This is a genomic window from Actinoallomurus acanthiterrae, assembly GCF_054775715.1.
Genome location: NZ_BAAHCO010000001.1, coordinates 8201592 through 8219350 on the forward strand (window position 1 = coordinate 8201592; position 17759 = coordinate 8219350).

A 17759-nucleotide genomic window follows, 5' to 3' on the forward strand; every position below is an offset into this window, starting at 1 on the left:
TCGACGACGAGAGCCTTGACCATCCGCACGAAAGGCGATTACGTTCGTTAGGGAGTCTTCCTAACAGTTCCGTCCCGATCCCCGCCGGAGGAACTCGATGACCACAGGACGCGCCCGTGCTCTCCTCTGCTCCCTCTGGGCCTGCGCCCTCGTGCTCGCCCTCGGCGGTGCGGCCGCCGCGGCGCGGGCCCCGGTCGCGCCGCGCCCGATCGCCCGGTTCTCCGCCGGGTCCGCGACCGCCCTGGCCGGATACCGGATCCAGTCCTCGGCCAAGGTGACGGACTCCGGTGCCGCCATCTCGACCCCGGGTTACGCCGGCGCGTCCGGCTGGTACGCCGCCGGCCCACGCTCGACCGTCCTGGCCGCGATCCTCGCGAACGGCAAGTACGGTGACCCGTTCTACTCGACCGCGCTGAAGTCCATCCCGGCGAGCGACTTCACCGTGCCGTGGTGGTACCGCGCGGACTTCACCCTCGGCTCGGAACCGGACCTGCACACCTTCCTCGACTTCAGCGGCGTCATCTCCAGCGCCGACGTCTGGGTCAACGGAACGCGGGTGGCGACCGCCGCGCAGACCGCCGGCGCCTATCCCCGGTACCAGCCGGACATCACCGCGCTCGTGCACTCCGGCACCAACTCCGTGGCGTTCTCGGTGAACCCCAACGACCCCGACAAGAACCTCACGACCGGCTGGATCGACTGGGTGCAGTCGCCGCCCGACCACAACATGGGCCTGTTCCGCGACGTGCTCGTCCGGCGCAGCGGCGCCGTGGCGCTGCGGAACGCCCACGTCACGACGAAGCTCACCGTGCCCGCGCTGGACAAGGCCGACCTGACCGTCAAGGTGGACGCCCGAAACGACTCCTCCGCGACGGTGCAGGCGACGGTCGCCGGAACCGCCGGCCCGGCCTCCTTCTCCCAGGACGTCTCCCTCGCGGCCCACGAGACCAAGACGCTGACCTTCACCTCGTCGATCGCGAGCCCGAAGGTCTGGTGGCCGTACGGGATGGGCGGCCAGCCGCTCTACGACCTCGACCTCACGGCCACCGTGGGCGGGACCGCGACCGACGCGGCGCACGAACGGTTCGGCGTCCGCGACGTGCGCTCCGCGCTGAACTCCGACGGCGCCCGCACGTACACGATCAACGGCCGGCCGTTGCTCATCCGCGGCGGTGGCTGGTCGCCCGACCTGTTCCTGCGCCCCGACCACACCTATCTCGAGGACCGGATCCGCTACACGCGTGACCTCGGGCTCAACACGATCCGGCTGGAGGGGCACCTGGAGCCGGACGACTTCTTCGACTTGGCCGACGAGTACGGCATCCTGACCCTGCCCGGCTGGGAGTGCTGCGACAAGTGGCAGAGCCTGAGCGGCTGGAGCAGCGCGGACCACACCGTCGCGAAGGCGTCGATGGCCGCCGAGGCCGCGCGGCTCCGCGACCACCCGAGCGTCATCTCCTTCCTGATCGGCAGCGACGAGGCGCCGACCAAGCAGGTGGAGCAGGAGTACGTCGACGCGCTGAAGGCGGCGGACTGGCCGAACCCGATCGTCCCGGCCGCGTCGGACGCGTCCGCGCCGATCACGGGCTCCTCCGGGATGAAGATGACCGGACCGTACGACTGGGTGCCGCCGAACTACTGGTACACGAAGAAGGAAGGCGGAGCGTACGGCTTCAACTCCGAGACCAGCGCGGGCCCGGACGTGCCGACGCTCGACACGCTCCACCGGATGATGAGCTCGAGCGAGCTGGCCACGCTGTGGCAGGACCCCTCGGCGAAGCAGTACCACCGCTCGCCGTCCAGCACGTTCGGCACCCTGAAGATCTTCGACAACGCGCTCATCGGCCGCTACGGCAAGCCGACGAGCCTGGAGGACTACGTACGCAAGGCGCAGCTCGCCCAGTACGAGGCGGTACGCGCGCAGTTCGAGGCGTACGGCCGGAACTTCACCGACTCCTCCGACCCGTCCACGGGCGTCGTCTACTGGATGCTGAACAGCGGCTGGACCTCCCTGCACTGGCAGCTGTTCGACTACTACCTCGACCAGGGCGGCTCCTACTACGGCGCCAAGGAGGCGAACCGGCCGCTGCACGCGCAGTACTCCTACGACGACCGGTCGGTCGCGGTGGTGAACTCGGGCCACGGCACGGCGTTCGGCCTCACGGTGAAGGCCGACGTGTACAACCTCGACGGCACCTCCAAGTACTCGAAGACCGCGACCGTGAGCGTCCCCGGCGACGGCGGCCGTGTGACGGCGCTGACCCTCCCCTCGTCGATCAGCGGCCTGTCCACGACGTACCTGGTGCGCCTGACGGTCGCCGGCGCGGACGGCCGTGAGATCGACCGCAACGTGTACTGGCTGTCCACCAAGAAGGACGTCATCGACTGGTCGAAGAACGACTGGTACTACGTGCCGACGTCGAGCTACGCCGACCTCAGCGGGCTGTCGGGCATGGCGACGACGACGGTGAGCGCGGCGGTCTCCTCGGCGGCGTCCGCGGACGGCACCACGACGACCACGGTGACGCTCAAGAACACGGGCACGGGCAAGCTGCCGGCGTTCTACCTCGACGCCCACGTCGTCGACGCGTCCGGCAAGCCGGTGCTCCCGGTGCGGTGGTCGGACGACGCGGTCAGCCTGTGGCCCGGCGAGTCGACCACGCTGACCGCCACATACCGCACGTCCGACCTGCACGGATCGGCGGCCGGCGTCCGCGTCTCCGGCTGGAACGTCGCCACCCGGACGGTCACCGGGTGACGAATGCCCGGGTCGGACCGGATCCGCGCGGTGGCGTAGCGTGTACGTCACCGCGCGGGCCGTTCCCCGACGAGGCGTCGGTGTAAGGCGCCCGCCTGTCCTCGGAGGGTCGCAGGTGCCGATCGAAACAGCGGAGTTCGGGCGTACCGGTCACGACAGTACGCGCGTCATCTTCGGCGCCGCGGCGCTGGCCGCGGTGTCCCAGAGCGTCGCGGACCAGACCTTCGACGTGATCCTCGAGCACGGGATCAACCACATCGACGTGGCCGCCTCCTACGGCGAGGCGGAGGTGCGGCTCCGGCCGCTGCTGCAGCGGGAACCGGACCGGTTCTTCCTGGCGACCAAGACCGGCGAGCGCACCGCGACGGGCGCGCGCGAGGAGCTGCACCGGTCGCTGGACCGCCTCGGCGTCGACCACGTCGACCTGTGGCAGTTGCACTCCCTGGCCGACCCGATCGAGTGGGACATCGCCCTCAGCCCCGACGGGGCGCTCGAGGCCGCCCTGGCGGCGCGGGAGGAAGGGCTCGTGCGGTGGATCGGCGTGACCGGCCACGGCACGCAGATCGCGGCGAGCCACCGGCGGAGCCTGGAGAGGTTCGACTTCGACTCGGTCCTGCTGCCGTACAACTACCTCACCCTGCGCAATCCCTACTACGCGGACAACTTCGAGGCGCTGTACCGGACCTGCCAGGAGCGGCGGGTGGCGATGCAGACGATCAAGTCGATCGCGCTCCGGCCGTGGATGGGCCGCCCGCACACCCGGTCCACCTGGTACGAACCGCTGGAGCGGCAGGACGACATCGACCTCGCCGTCTGGTGGGCGCTCAGCCGGCCCGGCGTCTTCGTCAACAGCGTCGGCGACGTCGACCTGCTGCCCCGCGTCCTCGACGCCGCGTCCCGCTTCGGCGAAGCTCCCGACGACGCCGCGATGGACGCGCTGGTCCAGCGGTCCCAGGCCGAGCCGCTGTTCGTCTGATCCCCGGCCCTCAGTGCAACTCGTCGGAGAGATGCACGAAGTGGTGGCCGGCCGCCAGCAGGTGGGGCACGGCGGCGGCGATGCCCTCCGCCGTGCCGCCCTTGGGCTGGTTCATGTGGCAGATCACGATCGAGCCATCGGCGGCGGACCCGACGGCGTGGCGGACCTCCGTGGGGGTGAACGTGGCGCCCGCGTCGCCGTTGACGCTGAAGCCGACGAAGCGCTCCCCGAGGTCGGTGACGATCCGCGCCGCGACGTCGTCGCAGTACGCGGTGCCGGACCGGAAGAAACGCGGCGGGGAGCCCAGCAGCCGGGTCAGCTTCACATGGTTGCCGGCGACCTCGTCGTACACCTCACCGGCGTTACGCGTGCCGGCGATGCCGTACGCCGATCGCCCGGTGACCGACAGCGGACGGTGCCGGGTGCCGTGGTTGGCGATCTCGAACAGCGGTTCGCGGGCCAGCCGGCGGAAGACCGCCGGGTTGGCGTCGATCCAGCGTGAGTTGAGGAAGAGGGTCGCCGGCACCTCCCGCCGGCGCAGGAAGTCGATCAGCTTGTGGTCGTAGCCGCTCCCGCCCGGCCCGCCGCAGGCGTCGAAGGTCAGCGCGATCGCCCGTCGAGTGGGCAGTGCCCGCACCGTCCCGGGCGCGCCGAACCCCCAGGTGTGCGGCTTCAGCCGCCCGTAGCGGGCCACCACCTCCGAACGCGTCAGCGTGTGGGCGTCGACCGGCCGCGGGGTGAGGCTCCGCCTGCCGCTTCCGGCCCCCGGGCTGGGCGCCCCGGTGCCGGCCCGGCCACCGTCGGCCGTGCCGGACGGGCCCCCGCAGCCGGCGAGCGCGCTCGCCGCCATGGCCGCCAGGACCGCCCGGCGGCTGGGAGGCATTCGGTGATCCACCCCGCAATCATGATGCGTGCGGCGTTCACGCCAGGTTAAGCATCGACGGGTGCCGGGCGACGCGCCCTGCTCGACGGCACATCCCGCCCCGGGCTTCGGCCGAGTGACCGCGGGCCTGACGGCAGTCATACGGAAGCGGTTCCGCCCCTTCCCAAATCCGGCCGGCTGGAGTAGACAGACGGGGAAACTGATCGGCGAATCAGTATCGGGGGCGCCGGACCGGCAGAGAGGCGGTGCCAATGGCCGCGATCCCCGACGACTTCACCGGCCGCTGGGAACACGAGAAGACCCACCTGCGAAAGTCCTTCTTCCGGCTCGACATCGCGGCGTTCCTAATCTGCGCCCTGGTCGGCCTCGACACGCTCGGAACGGTCGCGGCCAAGGGCCCGCAGGGCCTGGTCTGGCTGCTGTTCCTCGCGGTGTTCTTCTTCCTGCCGTACGGGCTCCTCGTCGCCGAGCTCGGGTCCTCGTTCCCGTTCGAGGGCGGGCCGTACGTGTGGACGAAGCTGGCCTTCGGCCGGTTCACCGCAGGGGTCAACCAGGTGCTCTACTGGCTCTCCAACCCGGTGTGGCTCGGCGGCACGCTCACCATCGTCGCCGTCACCACGTGGGAGAAGTTCTTCTTCGACCTGCCGGGCGCCTGGAAGTACCTCGCTGGCGCGATCTTCATCTGGATCGGCGCGCTCGCGGTGCTGCTGGCGTTCCGCGTCGGCAAATGGCTGCCCACCATCGGGGCGATCGCGCGCGTCGTCCTGATCGGCACCTTCCTCTTCTCGGTGATCCTCTATGGCGCGAAGCACGGCGTCCACCTGCACGGACGCGATTTCAAGCCCAGCTACGTCGGCTTCGTCGGGCTGGTCCCGATCCTCGTCTACAACTACGTCGGCTTCGAACTGCCCAGCACGGCGGCCGAGGAGATGACCGCCCCGCAGCGGGACGTGCCCTTCGCCATCGCCCGCTCCGGGGTCCTCGCGGTGCTCCTGTACGGCGCGCCGATCCTCGGCACTCTCCTGGTGCTGCCGGGCACGGCCATCGGCAGTCTGGGCGGGTTCGTCGACGCGTGCAAGGCCGTGTTCACGGTGTACGGCGGGCACGTCGCGGCCGACGGCTCGGTGACGCTGACCGGCGCGGGCTCGGTGATGGGCAAGATCGCCGCGGTCGGCCTCATCATCGGGGTGCTGACCAGCGGAATCACGTGGTCGATGGGCGGCGACCGCGCTCAGGCGGTGGCGTGCGCGGACGGCGCGGGGCCGGCGTTCCTCGGGAGGTTCTCGGCGCGCTTCGGCACGCCGATCCGGGTGAACCTCCTGTCGTCCGTGCTGTCCACGGTCGTCATGGTGGCGGCGTTCCTGATCACCAAGGGCGACGCGCAGAAGTACTTCTCCGCCGTGCTCGGACTGGCCATCTCCACCACCTTCATCTCCTACATGCTCGCCTTCCCGAGCCTGTACGTCCTGCGGCGCAGGCTGCCGGACGTCGAGCGGCCGTACCGCTCCCCCCTTGCGGGCCTGGTCGCGGCGCTGCCCACGTTCTTCGTGGTGTTCACCCTCGTGCAGCTCGTGTGGCCGGGGCTGGGCGTGGGGTGGTTCGGCACGTCGGGCGACCCCGCCGACTCGCTGCCGGCGGGCTTCGCGCACGACCGGCTCGGCTACCTGCTGAGCCAGGTCGTGCCGCTCGCCCTGTGCGTCGGCCTCGGCGTGCTGTTCTACGTGCTCGGAACGCCGACGCGGCGGGCACGCCGGGCGGAGCCGGAGCACGGCGACGTGGCGAACCGGTGAGCATTCGCGCCCTTGTCCGGTCCCGGGGCGCGGCGGATACTGACTCGAGAATCAGTAAGGAGTCGCCATGTACGACGTCGTGGTGGTCGGCGGTGGGCACAACGGCCTCGTGGCCGCCGCCTATCTGGCAAAGGCGGGGCTGCGGGTCTGCGTCTGCGAGGCGCGCGAGGTGGTGGGCGGGGCCGCCGTGAGTGAACATCCTTTCGGTCCGGACTACACGGTCACGTCCCTGTCGTACGTGGTGAGCCTGCTGCCGCCCGCCCTGGTCCGCGACCTGGGGCTCGACCGGCACGGCTACCACGTGTACCCGCAGGGCCCGTACTTCGCGCCGCGCGCCGACGGCGGGCACCTGCGGCTGCCCGACGACCCGGCGCGGCGCCGCGAGGAGATCGAGCGCTTCTCCTCCAAGGACGCCGCCGCGTACGAGCGGTGGGACTCCTGGATGGGCGAGCTGGGGCGGCTCCTCGGCCCGCTGCTCGACCAGATCCCGCCGAAGCTCGGCTCGCACCGGCCCGCCGACCTCCTCCGGCAGGCCGGGCTGCTGCGCACCCTGCGCGGCGTGGACGAGCGCTCGGCGGTCGACATCACCCGGATCCTGACCGACAGCATCGCCGACCTGGTGGAGGACTTCTTCGACTCGGACGCGATGCGGGGCGTCCTGTCGGTGTCCGGCGTCATCGGCACCTGGGCGGGCCCCCGGTCCGCCGGGACGGCGTACGTCATGCTGCACCACCACGTCGGCGAGACCGCGTGGGGGTTCCCGCGCGGCGGCATGGGCGGGGTGACCCGGGCGCTGGCCGCGGCCGCCCGCGGGTTCGGCGCCGAGATCCGCACCGCCGCGCCGGTGGCCCGCATCGACGTCCGCTCCGGCCGGGCCACCGGCGTCACGCTGGAGTCCGGCGAGGAGCTGGCGGCCGGCACCGTCATCACGACGGCGCACCCGAAGATCTCGTTCCTGCGGCTCCTCGAGCGCCGGGACCTGCCGGCGGACTTCGTCGCGGACATCGAGCGCTGGAAGACTCGCAGCGGCACCGTCAAGATCAACCTGGCGGTGGACCGGCTGCCGGAGTTCCGCGGGATCTCCGGCTTCGACCCGGAGGTGCACGGCGGCACGATCGTGCTCGCCGAGTCCCTCGACGACATCGAGGGCGCCTTCCAGGACGCCGTGGCCGGCCGGGCCGCCGCACTGCCGTTCGCCGACGTGTGCATTCCCAGCGTGTTCGACGACTCGCTGGCGCCCGAGGGGCACCACATCGTGTCGATGTTCACCCAGTGGGTGCCGCACACCTGGCACACCGCGCAGCCCGCGGCGGAGCTCGAGGCGTACGCCGACCGGATGGTGGCCCGGATGGAGGCGGTCGCGCCAGGCTTCGCCTCCTCGGTCCTGCACCGGCAGGTGATCGGGCCGTACGACATGGAGCACCGGTACAACCTCATCGGCGGCAACATCTTCCACGGCGAGCTGACGCCGGGCCAGATGTTCCACGCGCGCCCGGCGGCCGGCTACGCCGACCTGCGCACGCCGATCAAGGGGCTCTACCAGGCCGGCTCGGCCACGCACGGAGGCGGCGGCGTCACCGGGGTGCCCGGCCGCAACGTCGTCGCGCAGGTGCTCAAGGACCGCCGGAGGCGCCGGTGACCCGGCTGCCGGTCGTCCAGCTGCCGGTCACCCGGCTAGAGGACCTCGAGGCCGAGCTCGCGGGCGGCCTGCTCGTACGCCCACGCCTCGGCCTGTTTGCGGGTCAGCACGCCGCGGTGCACCGTCGTCTGCACCGACAGCCCGTCGATCAGCGCGGTGATGCGCCACGCCGCGGACTCCGGGTCGGCGCAGGCGAACTCCCCCGCCGCGACGCCCTCCGCGATGATCCCCGCGATCGTGTCGCGCCACCGCAGGTCGAGGCGGCGGCAGACGCGGCGCAGCTCGGGCTCGCGCAGGGCGGCCGACCAGCCGTCGATCCACAGCCGCCAGCCTGGCGCCGCCGATCCGCTGGGGTGGTACAGCCTCAGCGCCCGTACGAGACGCCGCCGCGCGGAGCCGCCCGACCCGGCGACCTCGGCGAGCCGGTCGAGGTCGCGGCGCGCCGCGTACGCGAACGCCTCGGCGACCAGGCGGTCCTTGGAGCGGAAATGGTAGAAGACGAGCGCGGTGCTGACCCCGAGTGCGGCGGCCACGTCGGCGACCCGTACGGCCGCGACGCCGCGCTCGGCGATCTGGGCGACGGCGGCGCGCAGGATCTCCTCGCGCCGGTCGGGGGCGGTCAACCGAGCCACGCGCCGACACTATCCCGGCCGGGAGGTCCCCGATGAGGTCGTGGCCGCCCGCGCCGTTCGGTGACCGGGACCTCGACGACGCGCTCCGGCCGTTCGGCGAGGCGACGATGCTGCCGGGCCGCGCGTACACGGCGCCGGAGGTGCTCGCCTGGGAGCGGCGGCACCTGTTCGCCGGCACGTGGAGCTGCCTGGGACGGGCGGAGGAGCTGCTGCCCGGTGGAGTGACACAGCGCGGCGTCGTCGTGGGCGACGTTCCGGTGCTGCTCACGCCGGAGGGGGCCTTCGCCAACACGTGCCGGCACCGCGGCCACGAGCTGCTGCCCGACGGCGGCAGCGGAACGCGCGACCTCGTCGTCTGCCCGTACCACGCGTGGGCGTACCGGCTCGACGGCAGACTGCGCGGGGCGCCCGGCTTCACGGTGACCGGGTACGACCTGCCGCGTCTGCCGCTCATCGGCTGGCACGGCTGGGCGTTCGTCAACGCCACCGGCGACGCGCCGCCGTTCGCCGAGCACGCCGGGGCGCTGACCGCGCTGGTGGAGCCGTACGCGCCGGAGACGCTGAGGCTCGCCGCCCGGCACGAGTACGACGTGCGGGCGAACTGGAAGGTGATCGTCGAGAACTACCACGAGTGCTACCACTGCCCGCTGATCCATCCGGAGCTGTGCGCGGTGTCGCCGCCCGCGAGCGGCGACAACTACGACCTGCCGGGCGCGTGGATCGGCGGGTCGATGGACCTGCGCGACCACGCGGAGACCATGTCGCTGGACGGCCGGTCGGGCGGCGCCTTCATCCCGGGCGCCGAACGCCGCCGGGTGCACTACTTCGGCCTGGCCCCCGACCTGCTGATCTCACTGCACCCGGACTACGTCATGACCCATCGGCTGCGGCCGCGCGCTCCGGACCGCACCACGATCGAGTGCTCCTGGTACGTGCCGGAGGAGGCGGGCGACGCCGGCTACGCGGTGGAGTTCTGGGACCGGACGAACCGCCAGGACTGGGCCGCGTGCGAGTCGGTGCAGCGCGGCCTGGCCTCCCCGCATTTCCGGCCCGGTCCCTTCGCCCCGAGCGAGGACGCCGTGCACGCGTGGGTGCGGATGCTCGCGCGCGCCTACCAGGGCGTCCCCGTCTGGGCGTGACACCGTACGTCCTCAGCCGATCTTGACGCTCGGTCCGAGGCTCCGGCCGCCGTCGACGCTGAGGTACGCGCCGGTGACCTGGCGGGCTCCCTCAGCGACGAGCATGGCGACCACCTCGGCGACGTCCTCGGGCCGGGAGACCCGCCCCAGGGGCGCCTCGGCTTCGGCTCGGGCGATCCAGGACGCCTGGTGGTCGCCGGCATTGGCGTCGGTGGGCACGAGGCCCGGGGCGACGGTGTTGACGAGGATCCCGTCCGGGCCGAGCTCACGGGCCAGCACCAGGCCCAGCGTGTCCTGGGCGGACTTGGCCACGGCGATCTCGGCCATACCGGGGGCGCCGCCGGCGCGGGATCCGCTCGCCCCGATGAGGACGATGGACCCGCCGCCGCGGGCGCGCATGCCCGGGACGACGAGGTGGCAGCTGTTCAGGGTGCAGGCCAGCTGGACGGCGGCCCGCCCCTGGATCGCCGCGACGGACTCCCAGGAGTCGATCGTCGGCCGCCGCCGGATGTCCGACGTGTCGCCGAACGCGTTGCACACGAGGATGTCGATCTCACCCAGCTCTTCGGCGGCCTCGCGGACGACCCGCTCGGCCGAGGCGGGGTCGCCGACGTCGCCCTGGACGGCGACCGCGCGCGAGCCCGCCGCCTCGATGTCGGCCACCACCTCTCCGGCCCGGTCCGGGCTGTTCACGTAGTTCACCGCGACCGCCGCGCCGTAGCCGCCCAGCGTGCGGGCGATGGCGGCCCCGATCCCCCGGCTGGCCCCGGTGACCAGCGCGACCCGGCCGGTCAACGATCCGTGTCCACTCGGTACGCCCATGCTCTTCCCTCTCCTAGATCGACAGGATCCTGTCGAAAAAGGTAGCACTAAGGTACGGGCATGGACCAGCAACCGGCCCTGGACCGCCGAGACGCCGGCGGCGATCTGATCACCGCACTGATCGACGAGGTCTTCCAGCTCAACGGCAGGCTCCTGCGCGCGGGCGACGCGCTGGCGGCCGAGTTCGGTCTCACCAGCGCCCGCTGGCAGGTCCTCGGCGCCATCGGCGACGGGCCCGCGACGGCCGCCGCGATCGCCCGCCGGCGAGGGCTGCGCCGGCAGAGCGTGCAGGAGATCGTGACGCGCCTGCGCGCGGACGGGCTGGTCGAGACCCGGCCCAACCCGGCCGACCGCCGTGCCCCGCTGGTCACCCTCACTCCCCGAGCGGAGCGGCTCCTCACCGCGATCGGACCCGCGCAGGCCCGCTGGGCGAACCAGTTGGGAAACACGCTCACCGTTGAACAGCTCGCCACCGCCGTCGAGGTCCTCACGGCCGTCCGCGCGATGATCGACGACTGAAGCGGCCCCTATCAGAGGCCGGTGAGGCGCAGCAGCCGGGCGGTGTACGGCTCGGGCAACGTGACGCGCAGCGGCCGGGTGGACGTCCAGCACGGGTCGGCGGCGACCGGGTACAGGGTCGACACGGACGCGGCGGAGAGCGGCAGTTCGCATGTCGGGTCCGCGCCATCGCGGCGCCACACCGCGAGGAACATCTCCCGCCCGCAGTCGACGGCCAGGGCGAGCCAGCCGTCCCGCCAGCCGGGAAGACCCAGTGGCCAGCGGGGTATCCCGCTCGCCAGCGAGCCGCGGTAGGTCCGGTACACGTCGATCGCACCGGCGACCAGGCCGAGCTGCCGGTCGGACAGGAGGTCGATCCGCCCGGACAGGTGGACGCGGCCGAGCATCGCCGAGATCATCGTGAAGACGATCCGTCCGTCGTCGAAGTCCGGCTGCGGGTAGGCCCATACCGCGCCCTGTTCGGGCGGGACGGCGGTCGGCGCCGCGGCGGCGATCGCCGGAAGGAGCGTCTCGTCCTGCTGGTCGGTGATCGACTGGACGGGCACCCGCGCGAGCGTGGCGGGGTCGACGCGCATCCCTCCGGCCGCGCACGCCTCCACCACCAGTCCGGGATGCCGGTCCTGCAGCCGTTCCAGCCAGTGGAGGTAGGCGCGGTTGTGCTCCAGGAGCCCGGAGGCCGGGGCGATGGCGACGTTGTAGTCGAGCTTGAGGTAGCCGAGACCGAATTCGCCGACCAGCCGGTCGACCGCGGAGTCCAGGTGCCGAACGGCCGCCGGGTGGGTCAGGTCCAGCTGGTGCCGCCCCCACTCCACGAGTCGCCGGCCGTCGCGCCGGAAGTAGGCCTCCTCCGGCAGGTCCAGCCCGCTCCGGACGCCGACAACCTCCGGTTCCAGCCACAGGCCGGGCACCATCCCCGCGGCGCGGATCGCGTCCGTCACCTCCGTCAGCCCCCGCGGGAACCGCTTCGCCGACGGCCGCCAGGCGCCGACGGCGTCCCACCAGCCGGGCACCCCGCCCGGCCCCGGCGTGGCGCCGATCTCGTCGTCGAACCATCCCGCGTCGACGCAGAAGTACTCGGCGCCCGCCCGGGCGGCCGCCGCGACCAGCGGCAGCAGCCGGTCCGTCGTCGGATCCCCCATCAGGCAGTTCATGAAGTCGTTGAACACGACCGGCAGTTCGACGTTGTCGCGGTGCGGGCGCCGTACCGCGCGCCGGTGGCGGGTCAGGGCGCCCATCGGGTCGTCGCTCAGTGTGATCGCAACCGGCACCGTGACGAAGGACTCGCCGGGCAGGAGGCGCTTCGACCACCCGTGTTCCCGCCCCGACGGCCCGGCGAGCGACAGGTAGAGATCGCCGAAGCGGTCGCCGATCTCGAAGTGCCAGGTACCGTTGTGCTCGATCTGCCAGGCGAGGCAGCCACCGTCCCCGCGCAGGAAGCCCATCGGCAGATGCTCGGAGGTCGGCCACGACCCCGTTCCGGTGCGGGACAGCCGGTTCTTGGTGCCGGTCTGGCCGAATCGCACCATACCAACGTCGCACAGGCCGAGCTCCCCCAGGGGCGCGCCCGACCAGCGGTACTCGCCGCTCCACGGGTTGCGGGCGGTCCACAGTTCGAGCCCTTGTTCCCAGTCGAGTGCGCCCAGCGCGGTCGCGACCCCGGAGCAGACGAACGAGGAGACGTGCTCGACCGTGACCTCCCGCTCGGCCGTCAGCTCGGCCCACGAGCGCAGGACCTCGCCACGCAGTTCGTAGTGGGCGACGACCCGCAAGCCGGTGTCCGGATCGCGCATCCGTATCGCCAGCGTGCCGTCGCCCTCCTCATGGCCGGCCCACCGCAGCCGCCGGGACGCCAGGCCGTCGACGTGCCAGCCGCCGGCCGTACCGGTCCTGCCGTGGCCGGTCAGCTCGATCTCGACGAGCGGCAGCGCCGAACGGCTCGGCCGGTTGATCCCGGCGAGGCGCACTCCGTCCTCGAACAGCAGCGTGATCGTCTCATTGCCCCAGCGTTCGATCACTGGATCCTTCCCATGGCGAGCGTCTTCCTTCAGAGGGCTGTCGGACTCAGCGCCGCGGCTCCGTGGCGGGTCCTCGCCGGCTGTTCTCTGCCGGATGATAGAAAACGGTTTCTATAGACTGAACCGCACAAAGAGGAGACATTCGGTGCCGATCGGCGATCCCGGCAGTGTCCGGATCTTTCACACCGACCACGGGTCGGGCAGCACCGTCCTGCTCCTGGTGCACGGCTGGGGCGGGGATGGCCGAGAGTGGTCGCCGCACGTGGAAGCCCTGGCCGGACGGCATCGCGTCGTCGTTCCGGACCTGCGCGGCCACGGCCGCTCCGACGTGCCCGCCGACGGCAACACGCCCCGGGCGATGGCCCAGGACCTCGCCGCGCTCGTCGCGCGCCTGGCCACCGGTCCGGTCGTCGCGGTCGGTCACTCGATGGGCGGTCAGGTCGTCAACCTGCTCGCCGTCGAGCACCCGGAGGCGGTCCGCTCCGTCGTCGCACTCGACCCGGCGCACGGAGCGGCCGGCGAGGAGGTCGCGGACATTCCCCGCCGGCTCCGCGTGTACCAGGAGAAGGGCGCCGAGGCCGCCGCCGAGTTCGTCGCCGCGGCCTTCTCCCCGGACGCTCCGGCCGGACTGCGCACCGCCCACGTCCGCACGATGCTCGGCACGCCCGGCCACGTCATCGCGCAGGCGTACGCGGGCATGTACACCGATCCGGAGGCAGTGGGGATCCGCGCGCGCAGCGAGGCGTACCTGAGGCTCCGCGCGTGCCCGTCCCGCACCGTCTGGACCTCCGCCGAACACGCCGCCTGGGAGGACGGCCTTCGGCTGCCCGGCGCCCGCGTCGAGCACTGGCCCGGCGTCGGCCATTACGTCCACGAGGAGCGTTTCGCCGAAACGGTGCGGCTCATCGACCGGTGGTGCGACCGTTGACCGGCGCCGCCGCGTCGGGTGGGGGGCCGGGCGCGTACGGGGCGTGAACCGCACGTCCGCCGCGAAGCCGCATCGCGCCGCGTTCCGCCGGCCGACTCCGGTCTCGGTCACCGGTCCCCCGTCTCCCGGCGCAGGACCAGCGTCGTGAGCGGGCCGATCTGGTGACGCTCCCGCAGGTTCACCCGCTTGCACTGCGGCATATTCCAGGACGTTGCGGCGGGAGACCGGGTTTTCGGGCATGCTTCGCCCTCCCTTGAGGGTCTGAGGCTTGACGCTTCGAAAGGTGCGGGACTCAGCGGAGGCTTCCGGCGAGGATCCCGCCGCGCCAGAACCGCTGCAGCGAGATCATGAACAGGGCGAGCGGAACGATCGACAGCAGCGAGCCGGTGACGACCATCGGCGTCATGTTCTGAGCACGTACCACTTCCTGGTTCCACGAGTACAGGCCGAGGGTGACCGGGAAGGTCTTCTCGCCGCTGAGCATGAACAGCGGCAGGAAGAAGTTGTTCCAGATGGTGATGAAGTCGAGCATGAAGATGGTGATCGCGCCGGTGGTCATCAGCTTGAGCGCGATCGTGGCGAAGATCCGGAGTTCGCCGGCGCCGTCCATGCGGGCCGCCTCGATCAGCTCGTCCGGGACGGTGCTCTCGGCGTACACGCGGCCCAGGTAGACGCAGTACGGGTTGATGAAGCTCGGGATGAGGACCGACCACACCGTCCCGGTCAGGCCGATCTTGGCGAACACGAGATACAGCGGCAGCGCGATCAGCGTGGTGGGCAGCAGCGAGGCCGCGATCGTGGTGGCGAACAGGGCGGCGCGCCCGCGGAACCGGTACTTCGCCATCCCGTAGCCGGCCGCGAGCGAGATCAGCGTCGCCCCGGCCGCGCCGACTCCGGCGTACAGGATCGAGTTGCCGATCCACCGCAGGTAGATGTGGTCGTGGTAGGTCAGCGTGTCCCGGACGTTCGCGCCCAGATGGAAGTCGCCGGAGAACCAGAGGCCGAACGACCCGTACAGGTCGGACAGGCCCTTGGTGCTCGACACCAGCAGCCACCAGACCGGCGCCACCGAGTACAGGAGGAAGAGGACCATCAGGACCGTGGTGAGCGCGATCGACCCGCGGGACGGGCGCACGCCGGTGGTGAGGGGCGCCGGGCGGGTTCTGCGCCGCCCGGGCGCGGTCTGCGCCGTCATGCGGTGACCTTCCGGTTGGTGAGGCGGTAGAAGACGAACGCCAGGATCCCGGTGACCACGGCGAGCACGGTGGACATGGCCGCGGCGTACTCGTAGTTACTCTCCGCCGACGCGGCGTTGTAGATCATCTGCATCGGGGTGAAGTCCTTGGAGATGGACTTCCAGCCCACCAGCCGCAGCACGAACGGCTCGGTGAGCAGCTGCAGCGCGTTGATGACGGAGAACATCCCGGTGAAGACCAGCACCGGCCGCAGGTTCGGGATCTTGATGGACCAGGCGATCCGCCGCTCGGAGGCGCCGTCGATCCGCGCGGCCTCGTACAGTTCCCGGGGGATGGCCTGGAGCGCGGAGTAGATGAGGATCATGTTGAACCCGATCTGCTCCCAGACCAGCACGTTGCCCAGCGTCAGGTAGGTGGTGACCGGGCCGAAGAAGTCGATGGTCACACCGACGTGCCGCGCCGTGCTGTTGATCGGGCTGACCTCGGGGCTGTAGAGGTACAGCCAGATGAGCGCGGCCACGACGCTCGGCACGACGTACGGGATGAGGTAGCCGACCCGGAAGAGCCGGACGGCGCGTGCGGTGATGCCGTCCAGCAGCAGCGCCAGGAGCAGCGCGAGGCCCAGCATGATCGGGATCTCCACCGCGCCGAACAGCGCCACACGCAGCAGGCCCGTCCAGAACAGGCCGTCGTGGAGGACCCTGACGAAGTTGCCGAGTCCGGCGAAGACACTGCGCGCCGGCCCGAATCCCAGCCCCGACCGCTGCTGCCGGTAAAGGCCCCGGACGATCGTGTAGCCGACCGGGACGACGTAGACGGCCAGGAAGCCGACGATGTAGGGAACGGTGAACAGCAGGCCCTTCGTCGCCCCCGTGCGCGCGCTCCCGGGCCGGCGGCCGAAGCGGGGCGCTCGGGGCGCCGCGCCGCGGGCCGCCTCAGGTGTGGTCGCCGGATGTCGCCGGTCCGCCTCGATGGCCATGGTCAGCCGGCCACCACGTTGATGCCCTGGGACTTCAGGTCGCCGACGACGAACCTCTGCATCTCGTTCAGCATGTCGGTGACCTTCATCTGGCCGGACAGCACCTTCGGCCAGTAGGTCTGCATCTTCTGGTACATCGTCGCGTAGTCCGGGCCGAACTCCCAGGCCGTGTTGACCTGGCCGGCGGCGGTGGTGATGACCTTCGCTGCGTCGTCCTGCGGGATCATCTTCTTCGGGGCGAGGTCGGTGACGTACGGGGTCACGTCCTTGAGCGCGGGGAACAGGCCCGATCCGGAGTTCGGGTCGGCCAGCGCGCTCACCGGGGCCTTGTCGCCGCCCAGCCAGGCGGCGAACTTCACGGCCTGCCGCAGGTTCTTGCAGCCCTTGTAGACGGTGACGCCGCGGTAGCCGCTGTCGGTGGAGGACTCCCCGGCCGCGTACTGCGGGACGGTGGTGATGGCCCACTTGCCGTCCGACTTCGGGAACGACTTGGCGTAGATCGGAAGCTGCCAGGTCGACGTGGTCATCGAGAGGGTGCCGCCGTCGTCCCACGTCTTCCACACGCCGGGGTCGGAGTAGGACACCGAGGACAGCAGTTTCTCGTCGACGAACTGCTGCAGGACGTTCGCGGCCTTCAGGCTCTCCGGGGAGGCGAAGGTCACCTGCCAGCCGTTGCCGGACTGCTTGTACCAGGTGCCGCCGGCCTCCCAGACCAGGCCGACGAAGCCGCTGGGATCCTCCGGCGCGTAGTTCATCATCGTGAGCTTGGGGTTCGCGGCCCGGAGCTTCTTGCCGTCGGCGATGAACTGGTCCCACGTCTTCGGCGGGGTCAAGCCGTACTTCTTGTACAGGTCGGTGCGGTAGGCGAAGAAGTTGGGCGAGGCGGACAGCGGCAGGGCGTACGTGGTGCCGCCTGGGCTCATCGCCTTCCACGCCGGGGCGGTGAACAGGTTCTGGTACGCGGCCGCGTCCTTGGTGATGTCCTGGACCAGCCCCTGCGAGGCGAAGGTGACCAGATGCTCGGCGTCGGTCTGACCCACGCAGGGGCCGTTCCCGGCCTTCACCGCCGCCGCGATCTTCTGATAGTCGGGGTAGCCGAGCGTGACCTTGGTGAACTTGACCTGGATGTCGGGGTGCGCGGCGTTCCACGCCGCGGTCTGCTTGCTCAGGCCCTCGGCCTCACCCCAGAACGTGAGGGTGGCGGGGCCATCGGCCTTGGCCGAATCCGAGCCACCGCCGCCGCAACCCGTCAGGGCCGCGGCGAGCGCGCAGATGGAGACGACCGCTCCGGCGCGGCCCTTGACTGTGGTGCGCATGAGGCCTCCTGAGGCGTCCCACGCTGGAAGCTGGGGATAGAAAACGCTTGCCGTGGAATGTACGACCGTACGGTGCGTCACCACAAGGGGTCGATGCCAGAGATGTTGCACGACGATTTCCAGTCGAGCGTACGACCAGGGAAGATGCGCTCCATTTCTGCCTGCGC

14 protein-coding genes are annotated in these 17759 nt (G+C 71.3%); 7 read left to right on the forward strand and 7 right to left on the reverse strand.

All coding sequences use genetic code 11. The annotated features are described in order from the left end of the window. Positions 1-97 precede the first annotated feature (97 nt). Complete coding sequence (locus tag ACYVF7_RS38675) at positions 98-2758, forward strand: glycoside hydrolase family 2 protein (protein WP_460350520.1); 2661 nt, start codon at positions 98-100, stop codon at positions 2756-2758. A 115-nt stretch (positions 2759-2873) separates the two neighbouring features. Next, entirely contained in the window at positions 2874-3734 is an 861-nt protein-coding gene (locus tag ACYVF7_RS38680; protein WP_460350522.1) for an aldo/keto reductase, read from the forward strand. Positions 3735-3744: 10 nt separating this feature from the next. Here the strand turns inward: ACYVF7_RS38680 and ACYVF7_RS38685 are convergent, their stop codons facing one another. Then, positions 3745-4629: a polysaccharide deacetylase family protein gene (locus ACYVF7_RS38685; RefSeq protein ID WP_460350525.1), complete on the reverse strand. Its 885-nt coding sequence runs from the start codon at positions 4627-4629 to the stop codon at positions 3745-3747. Between the two features lie 239 nt (positions 4630-4868). On the opposite strand from ACYVF7_RS38685, the gene ACYVF7_RS38690 reads away from it, so the two are divergent. Next, positions 4869-6407, forward strand: a complete 1539-nt coding sequence (locus ACYVF7_RS38690) for an APC family permease (RefSeq protein ID WP_460350527.1) — start codon at positions 4869-4871, stop codon at positions 6405-6407. 67 nt (positions 6408-6474) lie between these two features. Then, on the forward strand, positions 6475-8046 hold the full coding sequence (locus ACYVF7_RS38695; RefSeq protein WP_460350529.1) for a phytoene desaturase family protein: 1572 nt from the start codon (positions 6475-6477) through the stop codon (positions 8044-8046). Between the two features lie 35 nt (positions 8047-8081). Here the strand turns inward: ACYVF7_RS38695 and ACYVF7_RS38700 are convergent, their stop codons facing one another. Beyond that, a complete protein-coding gene (locus tag ACYVF7_RS38700) occupies positions 8082-8678 on the reverse strand; it encodes a TetR family transcriptional regulator C-terminal domain-containing protein (RefSeq protein ID WP_460350531.1) in 597 nt (198 codons plus the stop codon). Between the two features lie 32 nt (positions 8679-8710). On the opposite strand from ACYVF7_RS38700, the gene ACYVF7_RS38705 reads away from it, so the two are divergent. Next, positions 8711-9817, forward strand: a complete 1107-nt coding sequence (locus ACYVF7_RS38705) for an aromatic ring-hydroxylating oxygenase subunit alpha (RefSeq protein ID WP_460350532.1) — start codon at positions 8711-8713, stop codon at positions 9815-9817. 12 nt (positions 9818-9829) lie between these two features. Here the strand turns inward: ACYVF7_RS38705 and ACYVF7_RS38710 are convergent, their stop codons facing one another. Then, a complete protein-coding gene (locus tag ACYVF7_RS38710; protein WP_460350534.1) occupies positions 9830-10639 on the reverse strand; it encodes an SDR family NAD(P)-dependent oxidoreductase in 810 nt (269 codons plus the stop codon). 60 nt (positions 10640-10699) lie between these two features. Here ACYVF7_RS38710 and ACYVF7_RS38715 point away from each other — a divergent pair, with 60 nt between their 5' ends. Further along, positions 10700-11158, forward strand: coding sequence for a MarR family winged helix-turn-helix transcriptional regulator (locus ACYVF7_RS38715; RefSeq protein ID WP_460350536.1), 459 nt, complete (start codon positions 10700-10702; stop codon positions 11156-11158). An 11-nt stretch (positions 11159-11169) separates the two neighbouring features. Here the strand turns inward: ACYVF7_RS38715 and ACYVF7_RS38720 are convergent, their stop codons facing one another. Beyond that, positions 11170-13173 (reverse strand): alpha-galactosidase, encoded by a 2004-nt coding sequence (locus ACYVF7_RS38720; protein ID WP_460350538.1) that lies wholly within the window; start codon positions 13171-13173, stop codon positions 11170-11172. Positions 13174-13318: 145 nt separating this feature from the next. On the opposite strand from ACYVF7_RS38720, the gene ACYVF7_RS38725 reads away from it, so the two are divergent. Further along, a complete protein-coding gene (locus ACYVF7_RS38725; protein WP_460350540.1) occupies positions 13319-14101 on the forward strand; it encodes an alpha/beta fold hydrolase in 783 nt (260 codons plus the stop codon). Between the two features lie 292 nt (positions 14102-14393). Here the strand turns inward: ACYVF7_RS38725 and ACYVF7_RS38730 are convergent, their stop codons facing one another. From ACYVF7_RS38730 to ACYVF7_RS38740, 3 genes are read right to left on the reverse strand one after another with little or no spacing between them, the layout of a single operon-like run. Continuing rightward, positions 14394-15296 (reverse strand): carbohydrate ABC transporter permease, encoded by a 903-nt coding sequence (locus ACYVF7_RS38730; protein ID WP_460350542.1) that lies wholly within the window; start codon positions 15294-15296, stop codon positions 14394-14396. Continuing rightward, positions 15293-16276 (reverse strand): carbohydrate ABC transporter permease, encoded by a 984-nt coding sequence (locus ACYVF7_RS38735; protein ID WP_460350544.1) that lies wholly within the window; start codon positions 16274-16276, stop codon positions 15293-15295. The genes ACYVF7_RS38730 and ACYVF7_RS38735 overlap by 4 nt, the downstream gene beginning before the upstream one ends. Positions 16277-16278: 2 nt before the next feature. Next, positions 16279-17592, reverse strand: coding sequence for an ABC transporter substrate-binding protein (locus ACYVF7_RS38740; protein ID WP_460350546.1), 1314 nt, complete (start codon positions 17590-17592; stop codon positions 16279-16281). Positions 17593-17759 lie beyond the last annotated feature (167 nt).

Excerpts from the sequence above, each read along its gene's own strand:
- ACYVF7_RS38735 (WP_460350544.1), bottom strand. The coding sequence starts at position 16,276 with ATGGCCATCGAGGCGGACCGGCGACATCCGGCGACCACACCTGAGGCG.
- ACYVF7_RS38715 (WP_460350536.1), top strand. The coding sequence starts at position 10,700 with ATGGACCAGCAACCGGCCCTGGACCGCCGAGACGCCGGCGGCGATCTG.
- ACYVF7_RS38740 (WP_460350546.1), bottom strand. The coding sequence starts at position 17,592 with ATGCGCACCACAGTCAAGGGCCGCGCCGGAGCGGTCGTCTCCATCTGC.
- ACYVF7_RS38695 (WP_460350529.1), top strand. The coding sequence starts at position 6,475 with ATGTACGACGTCGTGGTGGTCGGCGGTGGGCACAACGGCCTCGTGGCC.
- ACYVF7_RS38710 (WP_460350534.1), bottom strand. The coding sequence starts at position 10,639 with ATGGGCGTACCGAGTGGACACGGATCGTTGACCGGCCGGGTCGCGCTG.
- ACYVF7_RS38730 (WP_460350542.1), bottom strand. The coding sequence starts at position 15,296 with ATGACGGCGCAGACCGCGCCCGGGCGGCGCAGAACCCGCCCGGCGCCC.
- ACYVF7_RS38675 (WP_460350520.1), top strand. The coding sequence starts at position 98 with ATGACCACAGGACGCGCCCGTGCTCTCCTCTGCTCCCTCTGGGCCTGC.
- ACYVF7_RS38690 (WP_460350527.1), top strand. The coding sequence starts at position 4,869 with ATGGCCGCGATCCCCGACGACTTCACCGGCCGCTGGGAACACGAGAAG.
- ACYVF7_RS38705 (WP_460350532.1), top strand. The coding sequence starts at position 8,711 with ATGAGGTCGTGGCCGCCCGCGCCGTTCGGTGACCGGGACCTCGACGAC.